We start from the raw sequence: 12,430 nt of genomic DNA on the forward strand, positions 1-12,430 counted from the left end.
ATGGAAAGTTGAACGATGATCCAATGAAAATTAGTGTCTTGTCGAGCGGAAGCGGCGGCAACGTCACGTACATTGAAACCAATCAGCATAAGGTGTTACTTGATGCGGGATTGTCTGGAAAGAAAATTGAACACCTAATGAATTCCATTGGACGGAGTTTAAACGACGTGGACAAGTTGTTTGTGACACACGAGCACACCGACCACGCGAAGTCCGTTGGAATCCTGGCACGCAAGTACAACATGGAGGTCTACGCCAACGAAAAGACCTGGAACGCCATGAGCCGTAAGATTGGTAAATTTCCGGAAGAACAGAAGTTTATTTTTGATCCAGATACCATCAAGACCTTTGGTGACTTAGACGTTGAGAGCTTCAGTGTTTCTCACGATGCGGCCGATGCTCAGTTTTACAACTTTCATGATGGCGACAAGAGTTTCGTCGTTCTGACGGATACGGGCTATGTTTCGGACCACATTGAAGGTGTCATCAAGGACGCGAACGCCTACGTCTTAGAGTGTAATCATGACGTGGAAATGTTGCGAAACGGCGACTATTCGTGGCCAACGAAACAACGTATCATGAGTGATGAGGGCCATTTATCTAATGAAGCCGGTGCGGATGCGATGATTGACATCATTGGACGCGACACCAAGAACATCTTCATTGGCCATCGTAGTCACCACAACAACATGAAGTCGTTGGCGCACCTTACCGTGGCTTCGATGCTTGAAAATGAGGACTTTGGTGTGGGACACGACTTTAATTTGTTTGATACGGACGTGGAAAAACCATCTAATTTAATAACTCTTTGAGAATTATTGACCCTTTCTTAAAAATTATTTGCTAAAATAACGTTAAATGGGGTGTAAATATGAAGAGAACACATCCACTACTAACGGTTGCCATTGTGGCATTAGTAGCTGGTTTATTGGGTGGCGGAATTGCCTACGGAGGAATTACGTGGTATAACGGCGGAATGTCTCTCGGCACGCAAGCTGTCCCTGCTGGTTCCAATCGTGGTGGAACCGCAAAAGTTGAGAATGTAAAAGTCAATGCCTCTAATCAGGCTGAGAAAGTCTTTAAGAATAATAAGGACACGGTGGTTTCGGTTATTAATACCGAGAAGACCAAGTCCAACGACTCCGATCCACTATCAGGAATGTTTAGTGGGATGTTTGGCGGCAGTGACGGAAATGGCAGTAAAAATAATCCATCGCAAAAGGACCAGCAACAGATTAGTGAAGGTTCTGGAGTGGTCTACAAGAAGGATAACGGTTCTGCTTACATTGTGACCAACAATCACGTGGTTTCTGGTTCATCAAGTCTTGAAGTAGTCTTGAGTAACGGTCAGAAGAAGGAAGCTAAGCTGGTTGGGCATGATGCCGTGACCGACCTGGCTGTCTTAAAGATTAACGGTAATGGCGTTAATCGAGTTGCCAACTTCGGAAATTCTGACGACATTAAAGTGGGTCAAACGGCCCTTGCGATCGGTTCCCCACTCGGTTCCGAATACGCATCGTCTCTAACTGAGGGAATCATCTCCGCCAAGAAACGGGAAGTTCCGCAGGCAAGTACCGAAAATGGGCAACAGAATGCCAGTGCTGGTGATGCGACGGTCATTCAGACCGACGCTGCCATCAACCCCGGTAATTCTGGTGGACCACTATTAAACATTGCTGGACAGGTTGTTGGAATTAACTCCATGAAGCTGTCGAAGGATAGTTCTGGAACGAGCGTCGAAGGGATGGGCTTTGCGATCCCAAGTAACGAAGTCGTTCGGATTATCAATCAGTTGATTAAGGATGGAAAGGTCATTCGGCCGGAACTAGGGATTAAGTACGTGGACCTGGCCAATATCTCAGTTAAGCAACAGAAGTCGATTCTAAAGCTTCCTGGAAACGTTAATGAAGGTATTGTTGTCATGGACGTTAACGGTGGCTCACCGGCTTCTAAAGCGGGTCTCAAGAAGAATGACGTGATTACCAAGTTGGCTGGAAAAGCCATTACTAACCAGGGGAAGTTGCGTGATATCTTGTACGACCATAACGTTGGCGATAAGATCTCAGTTACCTACTATCGAAACGGCCAAATGAAGACCGCCCAGATCACGTTAGATCAACAAGCTAAACAACAATAAAATTAAAAAATGTTCGTCGTAGATGCGGCGAACATTTTTTGGTTCAAGATGGTAAACTGACAATTAATGGGGTTAATGAGATAATTAAAACGCTGGTGAAGGAAAAATAGCTGTTATTTAATGCACAAAGGTGTTTTTTTCGGGACTGATGCGTTTCCTGATAAACTCCGAACGAAAAGACGATTCTAAAATCAAATAATCAGAAAATGCTGATTTTGAAATGTCAAGGGGTAAAACACTGTGCATAACTTTGTGGATAAACTCATTGTGAAAACACAAAGACTGTAATTAAGGCTTTTATTCACAGTGGAAAAGTATTATAGAGTTATCCACAAGCAGTGTGCATAAGTTTATGTAACAAGATTTTATGAAAAAAAGAACGCCACAAACGTTGATATGACAACAACAAAACTTGCGTTAACGAACATATGTATTGTTTATTTCTGTGGATAAATAAAAATGTTGTTGACAAACGTTGGTTATTAACAGGTATTAAATTTTATCTAAATGTGCACATTTTGTGAAATAGCTTGTGGATAACTTTGTGGATAATCTGTTTAAAGGAGTCGACTTATGAACATCAAATTAGTGGTGGTTGGAAAATTGAAGGAAAAATACTTCAAAGACGGAATTAACGAGTACGCAAAACGACTTTCTAGATTTTGCAAGTTTAAAATTGTTCAGGTTCCAGACGAAAAGGCCCCTGAAACGCTTAGCCAAGCGGAAATGGACGATGTTATGGATAAAGAGGGGACTCGGATCTTGGCTAAAATCAAGGATCGGGAGTATGTGATTGCTTTAGCAATACAAGGAGATGAACTAACCTCCGAGCAGTTTGCGAAAAAGATCCAGGACCTGACCACTTACGGTCACTCTGACATTACCTTTGTGATTGGCGGATCGTTGGGACTTGCGCCCAAGGTTTTAAAACGGGCTAATTTTGAACTGTCGTTTGGACGCTTCACGTTGCCACATCAACTCATGCGGCTGGTGCTGACCGAACAAGTTTACCGGGCCTTCATGATTAACAGTGGGAGTCCATACCACAAATAAAGCAAATTGACTTTTATTAGAATTTAAGCATATAATAAATATGTAATTAAAAAGGAAGAGATGCTGGTATCATCTCTTCCATGTTCGCAAGTTAGGTGCGGTTACTGTGGTGAGCTAATCAGTCATGATTAGCTTTTTTTATTATCGCATATGCTCTCGCAAGGTTAATCACGATTCGCGATAACACCCAAAGTCCTATTATGTAGGACAATTTCCAGTAACCTTTCCCAGGTGATTTCATGTCCACCAACTCCCTTAATTAGGTTGGAGAAGTTTGGATATAACCACAGACTTGCTAAAACGTTGTAAAGGTTCGCGAAACCTAAGCGCTCTATTTTTAATTATACAGCAAAATAAATGATTATTCATAGGAATTATTTTGGCCTCATGGAAACGCCGAGAGGGTATTAGAAATGAAATATTTAGATGCGCATCACGTCATGCGCTTTTTAGTTCAGGTCTTAATCACAGCGGTCGGAACCGCCATTATCGCGGTAGGGATGACACTCATGCGCAAGGAAAATTTGGGGATGGATGCCTTCACCGCGCTGAGCGTTGGATTGTCGCATCACTTACCGATTGGACTGGGAAATATCCAACTGGGTGATTATCTGATTTTATTAGTCATCGTATTATTCATGGATTATCATCAAATCGGGTTTGGCACGCTCATTAACATGATGGTCGGATATGGCGTTCAGTATTTTACCCTTTGGTTTGGGGCGTACTTGGTTTTTACCAGTTTTTGGCTGAAATTACTCTTTGCCGTGCTAGGATTTCTGATTTTCACGGTGGGAATCGCCGTCTACATGTCGGCCAAGTTTGGGGTGTCGTCGTACGACGCGATTGCCCCGATTTTCTCCAAGAAGTTTCACATGCCGTACTGGTCGGTCCGAGTGATCCAAGACGTGTTGTTCATGTTTCTGGCCTTTCTCGCTTCGGGTCCCATTGGGATTATGACGATCATCATTTCGTTATGTTCGGGACCATTTGTGGAATTCTGGGGCCGACATTTAAATCTAATTCAATAAAAAATCCCGGTGGAAATTAATCCATCGGGAAATTTTTTTGGTTAATTATTTTTGATTATTAGCGTTCGGATCTACGCTGCAGCTTCCGCCTTCGCAGTTAGCACCCTTTGACTGGTCGTCATCGCCACCAACCATTTCGATTGGTTTAAAACTATCCCAGGCCTTGTCTAGCGCGGACTTGAATACCTTAAATGGTTGAGCACCAGAAACGGCGTACTTCTTGTTGAAAACGTAGAACGGAACACCGTTGATTCCAACTTGTTGGGCAGCGGCTTCGTCAGCTCTTACATCGTTTTTGAATTTGTCACTGTCTAAGACGGATTTAACTTCGTCTTGGTTCAGACCAACACTCATGGCTAAGTCAGTTAAAACGGCGTTATCGTCAACGTTCAAGCCATCAGCGAAGTAAGCTTCAAACAACTTGTCCATTAGTTCTGATTCTTTGCCCTTGGTTTCAGCAAAATGAAGCAAACGGTAGGCCTTTAAAGTATTGACCACTTTGATCTTACTTGTATCCATCTTCAAGCCAGTTTCTTTGGCTAATTCGGTAATGGTTGATAGGAATTCGTCAACCTTTTCCTTAGACATTCCCTTTTCCTTGCTCATGTGGTCAGCCATGGTTTCTGGTTCACCAGAAGCGGTAGTATCAAGTTCGAAACTATTGTAATGAACTTCAACGTCATCTTTATGATCGAAATCAGCGAGTGCTTGCTTAAAGTGAGCACGACCGATGTAACAGAATGGGCAGGCGATATCTGACCAAACTTGTACTTCCATTTTCTTTGCCATTTGATTACCTCCTCCATCAAATTTACTAACTAAACTATAGGATGCAATTGGATCAATCACAATTATATTGACTGGAAATTACTTATCGATTGCGTTGCTTGTTCCAAGTAATTTATCGTTCTTGATGCGATTTGGATCTTGTTGTTCGTTAGTACTTTGGTTATTTTGACTGTCGTTATTTTTTGTGTCTTTAGTTTCGTTATTCTCATTCGTCTTATTCTCGGCATGATCCGATGACTTTTTGTCAGAATCGCCATGGACTGATTTGAGAATCTTATCAAGCCAATTCTTCATGTTACTTCCCCCTCATCTACTTCTCAGTTCATTATAGTATAGTAAGATTTGATTGTAATGGAAGTTGATGAATTTATAAAGAATTATGTTACCTCAACTGTAGTAATTGAAACGAGCAATTTACTTGCTTTTACTTTGAAAATTAAATAAGATACTTATATAAGACAACTTACTTTTTGTGAGTAGAGGAGAGATATGGAATGAAAACAATTGATGTTATTTTAGGTAGTGCTCGCTCTAATTCGAGTGGTGCCGGGATTTTTAACTATTTAAAAAAGAATGCCAAAGAACTGGAATCTGACAATGGGGTCAAATTAAACTTCATGGCGATCAGAGACTTTGACCTGCCAACCTTCAACGAACCGCTTCCACCAATGGGGAACCCGGATCGTAAGCTAACTGGAACACCTAAGAAGTGGATTGAGAACGTTAAAGCAGGGGACGGTTACTTGTTCATCGAACCCGTTTACGACAACGGTCTGTCTGGGGCGTTCAAGAATGCGTTAGATTACATCGGATTTGAAATGGCTGACAAGCCCGCTCGAATTATTTCATACTCTAGTAACGCCATGGCTGGTCAGGCTTCTGCTTTAGCACTCCTACCTACGCTTGCCATGTTAGGGATGGTTATGTTGCCACACATGACCATGATTGGTCACATCGATGACAACTTTGAAAAGGATGGTAACTTTGTAAGTAACGCTCCTTCAGAAGACTACTATTCTAAGCAGTTGAAGGATGCGGTCGCTGACATTGCCTCTTATACCAAGCTTTTAAATAAGTAGTCTGATACTACTAAAATTAAATACGTAAAAAAACGTCTCGTTTCTACTAAGTTGTTAGAAACGAGACGTTTTTCTTTTCTGTTAAAACATCATCTGGGCGACTATCAAGATGATTGAAATCAAAAAGACGGCCGTGATTATGTACTTGAAGAATTTGTTGATTTTGTTACTTCCCTCAGGAAACAACCACAGGATCATGATCAAAATGACGTTTAAACTAATGCCAACCCATGGATTGGGATGAAAAAGAGTCAAAACCATCAGTAACACTAGGATACACAGCTCAAGGAGCTCCTTAAAGATTGTCAACTTCCTAACCATTCCTTTCTTATGTATTTACTAAAAACACCAAATCCCAAGTAGACATGGAAATTTACTCAACTGATTTGGTGCACAGGTATGTTTTTAAAGTGGTAATGGAGATCAATGAATCATTTTCATTACCAAAATTAATTATACCATTGCGTTAAATAAAAAACTAGACGATTTTTAATTATCTTGAATGGTTGAAAATTTGTTCCGATACGGTAGAATGTTATATGTAACGGGGAGGGATCCGTATGAAATCGAAAAATAAATACAAAACGCTTTTTAATTCTCAACACTTAACTATTTCGGTTCACGTCAACAGTAAGAAACAGATTATTAAGGAAGCCAGTAAGCTGATTTTGGGATTGGCTTTGATTAATGGCGTCGTTTTATTATGGCACTTAAAATAAGTTTGTGAAATTTAGCTTTTCAAGCTTATTTTTTTTCACTCTCAAAACATCAAATTTATCACTATTTAAAAGGTCTGAATCTTACCTGATACACTGCTATCACTAGTCTCACATATACAACAAGGTTAATTACTCAGGAGCAAAAATGTGTTACGTTCGAGCTCCTTTTTAAATGAAATAATTGTTACTTACGTAACTATTAAAAGGTGACTATAAAATCGCTTAAAATGTATAAGTTTCCTAGTATATCAAGCTTTATCGCACTTTACAAATTATCAATCTCTTAACAATTTGCTAATATTTGTGAAACAGTTATCATTATTGAGGTTACGCTACGGAACAAATTTTCTGCCAATAAAAATGCTTGTGCAAAATTGCCACAACCCGTACTATGAAGGTGGTTAAAACGTTTAACCATATGCACAAGTAACAATCTTATGAGGAGGATTATTATGAAATCTGCAATTGAAGTGAACTCAGAAATTGGGCGCCTTAAGTCTGTTTTGATGCACAGACCGGGTAAAGAGATTGAAAATGTCATTCCAGACACCATGAAGCAGATGTTGTTTGATGACATCCCATTTCAAAAGATCGCTGATAAAGAGCATGATTATTTCACAAACCTGTTACGAAACCATGGAGTGGAAGTCGTATACATTGAAGATTTGTTGGAAGATATCTTGCAAAAAGATGATGTGAGAGATGATTTCGAATCAACTTATTTAAATGAGCACTACTACCAGGGAAGTTCTGCTGAAGACATCAAGCAATACTTTGAAACCCTCTCAATTCATGACCTCGTGAGCACCATTTATGCGGGCCTCAGGCGAGAGAAAATTCACTTTACTCATCCTAGTCTGCACGACGTTGCTGGAACCAACGCTTTTGATCCATTTCTACTGGATCCACTTCCCAACGCCTACTTTACAAGGGACCCACAGGCTTCGATGGGATCTGGTCTAACCATTAACCACATGACCTTTGAAGCCAGAAGGCCGGAATCGCTGATTACCGAGTACGTGATGAAATACCATCCCCGGTTCGCTGGGAAGATTAATGTCTGGCTCGATCGCTACAATGATGCCCGGATTGAGGGCGGCGATGAGTTAGTCTTAAACGATCACGTGGTGGCGATTGGATGTTCACAAAGAACTTCGACCCGGTCCATTGAAAAATTGGCCCACAAATTGTTTGAGGATCCTGATTCTCATTTTGACACGATCGTGGCAGTTCAGATTCCGCACAACCACGCCATGATGCACCTTGATACGGTCTTTACCATGGTCAACTATGATCAATTTACGGTATACCCTGGCATCATGAACGGTGGTAAGATGAATATTAACATCTTACATCCTGGAAAAGACAACACCATCAACTTGGAACACCGCACTAGTCTGCCAGATACTCTCAAAGAAGTCTTAGGACTTTCTGAGATTGACCTGATGGAGACTGGTAATGGTGATCCGGTTGCTGCACCGCGTGAACAGTGGAACGATGGTTCTAATAATCTGGCAATTGCTCCTGGCGAGGTTGTCACTTACGATCGCAATACCGTTACCATCGATTTGATGCGCAAACATGGCATTACCGTTCATGAGATCTATTCGTCCGAACTGTCGCGTGGCCGGGGTGGAGCTCGTTGCATGTCACAGCCCATCATTCGGGAACCAATTGAGAAAAATTAATTAGGAGATTAAATCAGATGAGTACATTATTAGAGGAACTAAAATCAATGCAAGGTCGTTCGTTTTTAAAGGAATCGGATTTTACCCCAACCCAGATTGAGGCTTTGATTGATTTCGCGATTAACTTAAAGAACGAACACAAGAAGTACGGTAAGGTTACTAAGTACTTACACGACAAAGACCTTGTCCTCTTGTTTCAAAAAACTTCAACGAGAACCAGACTTTCATTTGAACTGGGTGGAGACGATTTAGGTGGCAACACCGCCTACATTGATCCGACCTCAAGTCAGTTTGGGAAAAAAGAGTCGGTGGAAGATTCTGCCAGAGTCTTTGGTGAACTCGCCGATGGAATTGAGTATCGTGGTTTTGAACAATCCGACATGGATATCATGGCTAAGTATTCCGGTGTTCCGGTCTGGAACGGTCTTTCAAACGAATGGCACCCCACTCAGATGATTGCAGATTTCATGACCATCAAAGAAAACTTTGGTCACTTAAAGGGTTTAACTTTAACCTTCGTTGGCGATGGAAGAAACAACGTGGCCAATTCACTGCTAGTGACGGGTTCCATGCTGGGCGTAAACGTCCACATTGTGGCTCCTGATGAATTGCACCCCGAAAAATCCGTGGTGGATTTAGCGGAGAAATACGCTCAAGATTCTGGTGCGAAAATCATGATTACCTCTGACATCGATAAGGGTGTTAAGGGATCCAATATTGTCTACACCGACGTCTGGGTTTCAATGGGAGAAACTAACTGGCAACAACGAATTGACCAGTTATTACCATACCAAGTCAACATGGACCTCATGAAAAAGACGGGAACACCAGATGATGAATTAATCTTCATGCACTGTCTTCCAGCCTTTCACGATGACAACACGACCACCGCTAAAGAAGCTGTGAAAAAATACAAAGGCCTCGACAGTCCCAAAATGGAAGTAACCGACGAGGTCTTTAGAAGTCCTTACGGCCGCCAGTTTGTTGAAGCCGGTAACCGTAAGCATTCAATTATGTCAATTATGGCCGCTACTTTAGGCGACCTAAGCATGTATAACGAAAATTAGATTTTACTAAAAGCATAAAATAGATATCAATGATACAATCATGTCCGAAGTTAGGATTTGAGAGGATTGCGTAAATTATATGGGAAATAAAAAGGGAGTTTCATTATTTGGATTAATTATGCTGGTGATTAGTTCCGCAATTGGTGCTGGAATTTATAATGCCAGTGAGCAGATTGCGGCAGCTGCCACTCCAGGACCCGCGCTAGTTGCGTGGGTTATCACTGGGGTCGGAATTTTTGCACTAGCGATGAGTTTGAAGTCTCTTAGTGAGGCTAAACCAGAGCTGACTGGTATTTCAGACTTCGCCAGAGATGGATTTGGTGATTTTGCTGGATTTCTATCAGGCTGGGGATACTGGCTTTCAGCATGGCTTGGCAACATTGCGTTTGCCACCATGATGATGTCAGCGATCGGTTATTTCTTTCCGGTTTTCCGATCGGGTAACTCAATTCAAGCAGTTATCATTGCGTCGATATTCACTTGGCTTCTAACGTGGTTAGTAACGATGGGGATTGAGAACGCGGCTTTCATTAATACAATTATAACTGTAATAAAAATAATCCCCTTGATTGCCTTCGCAATCTTAGGAATTGTCTTGTTCAAAGCCAACGTTTTCACGGCCCACTTTTGGGCAAACTTTAGCTCTAATTTCACGTATAGCCCCGCGACAGCAGTGGGGGTATTTGATCAAGTGAAGGGTTGTATCATCACCACCATGTGGATTTTCATTGGGATTGAAGGCGCCACAATGATGGCGGGCCACGCTAAGAAGCGTTCTGATGCAGCCAAGGCTACCATTATCGGAACCATTTCACTCTTGATCATCAACATCGTCATCGCGATGCTACCATATGGCTATTTACCCCAAGCAAAACTAGCTAAATTGAGCAACCCCGCCTTAACGTACGTCGTTAAAGATATGATTGGACCAATAGGTGCAGCTTTTGTCAGTATCTCACTCATAATCACAATGGTCGGTGCCCTCCTGTCATGGACCATGCTTCCGGTAGAAGCAACATCGCAACTGGCTGATCAGAAGCTGTTGCCCCGGTGGTTCGGTTACTTAAACAAGCACAAATCACCCTCACACTCATTATGGTTGACTCAGATTTTGGTACAAATTGTGTTGATTTCGTTACTATTTACCGACCAGGCCTACAACTTAGCAATTTCGTTGTGCACGGCGGCAATTGTGATTTGTTACGCGTTAGTCGGTGCCGATCAAATTAAGGCAGGACTTCAGGCGCATTCCGTAAAGAAAATGATACCAGGAATCTTGGCTTTATTGTTTGAGGTTGTCGGAATCACAGTGGCGGGATTACAATTCTTGTGGTTATGCTCAATTGCATACGTCCTAGGCTTTGGATTTTACATCAAAGCGATTAAAGATCAGGGACGCAAAATCACACCTTTCGAATGGATCATGATGGCATTGATAACGATTGCCGCCATTAGTGCGGTAGTTGCACTATTTATGGGAAAGATAGGAGTGTCATAGAATGAAAAGAGTCGTGATAGCTCTAGGTGGCAACGCGATTTTGACTGACGATCCAACCGCAAAGGGTCAAGAAGCGGCCCTAAAACAAACAACGAAAAAAATTGTGGAGTTCGTGCGCAATTCGGCTGAGAATGTTCAGTTAATAATTACCCACGGCAATGGTCCACAAGTTGGAAATTTGTTGCTCCAAGAACTAAACGGTAGCACAGAAAAGAATCCGCCAATGCCACTTGACGTGGTAGGGGCAATGACACAGGGCGAGATGGGTTTATGGATTAGTGATGCCCTCTGCGATAATGATATGACAAGTTCAACCATTGTCACACGGGTGCTAGTTAATCCAGATGATCCCGCTTTTAAAGATCCGACGAAACCAATTGGTCCGTTTTACGCGGACGTCAACTCGATCTTAAGGGAGCATCCGGACTGGAAGTTCGCTGAAGATTCCGGTCGTGGATTTCGCCGGGTCGTTCCATCTCCGCATCCCATCAGTATTCTTGAGGCCAAGCAGATTGGCACACTCGTTGACAGTGGTTTTACTGTCATTGCTGGTGGCGGAGGTGGAGTTCCGGTTATCATGACTGATAACGGGGATGTCGAAGGCGTGGAAGCCGTGATTGACAAGGACTTTACCGCTTCATTAATTGGTCAGATGGTAGAGGCCGATCAGTTAATTATTCTGACCGCAATCGACCAAGCTGCAATTAACTTTGGTAAACCCAATCAACGAGAGCTTGGACACGTGTCGCTTGATGAGTTGGACATGTATCTGAAACAGCATCAGTTTGGCAGGGGTTCAATGGAACCCAAGATTCAGGCTGCCATGCAGTTCGTAAAGAACACTTGTAAAGATGCTGTGATCACGTCGTTAGACAACGTTGCTGAATTTGAAAAGAACGGACGGGCAACCGTCATTAAAAAGTAAAGCGATAATAAATCACCCTATGACTATGTGAAGTAGTTGTGGGGTGATTGTTGTTATGAAAGTAATTTTGCCTACTGTTTATTTCGAAATATTAATATGCAACATAGTTTATATGGTGCTAAAAATCATTTAAATTACTTAAGAGCTATTAAAAAATAGCTAAAAAAACTGTCTTAGCTTACCCGAGCGGACAGTTATTATTAACATAATCAAGCTGCTACCTGGCAACTTTCAAGGCAGTTGCAATCATGCAACTGCCTTTTTTACAATTAAATATTATCATGCAGAAGGAATTTGTCAACGAAAACGATTTGACACAATTATCATTAGTGCAATTGAAAATTAAATACCAAACTCAAAAGTTCCCTCACAACTATCAAGAATAATCGTAAGGGAACTTCAATGATACTTATGGGTCATAACCATCAAATAGAAAGGAGTAGT

General features: G+C 41.8%; 13 protein-coding genes. 10 read left to right on the forward strand and 3 right to left on the reverse strand.

The genetic code is table 11. The annotated features are described in order from the left end of the window. Positions 1–23: 23 nt before the first annotated feature. From FC73_RS02325 to FC73_RS02340, 4 genes are all read left to right on the forward strand, one after another. The gene (locus FC73_RS02325; protein WP_050780920.1) at positions 24–812 is read left to right on the forward strand and encodes an MBL fold metallo-hydrolase; all 789 of its coding nucleotides are present in this window, start codon (positions 24–26) and stop codon (positions 810–812) included. Between the two features lie 59 nt (positions 813–871). Further along, positions 872–2,137, forward strand: coding sequence for a S1C family serine protease (locus FC73_RS02330; RefSeq protein ID WP_010022208.1), 1,266 nt, complete (start codon positions 872–874; stop codon positions 2,135–2,137). A 573-nt stretch (positions 2,138–2,710) separates the two neighbouring features. Continuing rightward, a complete protein-coding gene (gene rlmH / locus FC73_RS02335) occupies positions 2,711–3,190 on the forward strand; it encodes a 23S rRNA (pseudouridine(1915)-N(3))-methyltransferase RlmH (protein ID WP_010022209.1) in 480 nt (159 codons plus the stop codon). 413 nt (positions 3,191–3,603) lie between these two features. Beyond that, entirely contained in the window at positions 3,604–4,221 is a 618-nt protein-coding gene (locus tag FC73_RS02340) for a YczE/YyaS/YitT family protein (RefSeq protein ID WP_010022213.1), read from the forward strand. Between the two features lie 45 nt (positions 4,222–4,266). Here FC73_RS02340 and FC73_RS02345 read toward each other — a convergent pair whose 3' ends face one another. After that, positions 4,267–5,010: a DsbA family oxidoreductase gene (locus FC73_RS02345; RefSeq protein WP_010022214.1), complete on the reverse strand. Its 744-nt coding sequence runs from the start codon at positions 5,008–5,010 to the stop codon at positions 4,267–4,269. Between the two features lie 78 nt (positions 5,011–5,088). Then, entirely contained in the window at positions 5,089–5,304 is a 216-nt protein-coding gene (locus tag FC73_RS02350) for a hypothetical protein (RefSeq protein WP_010022216.1), read from the reverse strand. Positions 5,305–5,504: 200 nt separating this feature from the next. Between FC73_RS02350 and FC73_RS02355 the strand changes: the two genes are divergently transcribed. Continuing rightward, complete coding sequence (locus FC73_RS02355; protein WP_010022217.1) at positions 5,505–6,089, forward strand: NADPH-dependent FMN reductase; 585 nt, start codon at positions 5,505–5,507, stop codon at positions 6,087–6,089. Between the two features lie 81 nt (positions 6,090–6,170). Here the strand turns inward: FC73_RS02355 and FC73_RS02360 are convergent, their stop codons facing one another. Further along, the gene (locus tag FC73_RS02360) at positions 6,171–6,398 is read right to left on the reverse strand and encodes a hypothetical protein (RefSeq protein WP_147299368.1); all 228 of its coding nucleotides are present in this window, start codon (positions 6,396–6,398) and stop codon (positions 6,171–6,173) included. A gap of 251 nt (positions 6,399–6,649) precedes the next feature. Between FC73_RS02360 and FC73_RS06960 the strand changes: the two genes are divergently transcribed. From FC73_RS06960 to arcC, 5 genes are all read left to right on the forward strand, one after another. Further along, positions 6,650–6,808 (forward strand): hypothetical protein, encoded by a 159-nt coding sequence (locus FC73_RS06960; protein ID WP_010022220.1) that lies wholly within the window; start codon positions 6,650–6,652, stop codon positions 6,806–6,808. 452 nt (positions 6,809–7,260) lie between these two features. After that, positions 7,261–8,496, forward strand: a complete 1,236-nt coding sequence (locus tag FC73_RS02365; protein WP_010022221.1) for an arginine deiminase — start codon at positions 7,261–7,263, stop codon at positions 8,494–8,496. Positions 8,497–8,513: 17 nt separating this feature from the next. Then, positions 8,514–9,563 (forward strand): ornithine carbamoyltransferase, encoded by a 1,050-nt coding sequence (gene argF / locus FC73_RS02370; RefSeq protein ID WP_010022222.1) that lies wholly within the window; start codon positions 8,514–8,516, stop codon positions 9,561–9,563. A 79-nt stretch (positions 9,564–9,642) separates the two neighbouring features. Then, positions 9,643–11,061: a basic amino acid/polyamine antiporter gene (locus tag FC73_RS02375; RefSeq protein ID WP_010022225.1), complete on the forward strand. Its 1,419-nt coding sequence runs from the start codon at positions 9,643–9,645 to the stop codon at positions 11,059–11,061. A gap of 1 nt (position 11,062) precedes the next feature. Further along, positions 11,063–11,986, forward strand: a complete 924-nt coding sequence (gene arcC, locus FC73_RS02380; RefSeq protein WP_010022226.1) for a carbamate kinase — start codon at positions 11,063–11,065, stop codon at positions 11,984–11,986. Positions 11,987–12,430 lie beyond the last annotated feature (444 nt).

The organism is Fructilactobacillus fructivorans (assembly GCF_001434095.1).
Classification (GTDB): Bacteria; Bacillota; Bacilli; order Lactobacillales; family Lactobacillaceae; genus Fructilactobacillus; species Fructilactobacillus fructivorans.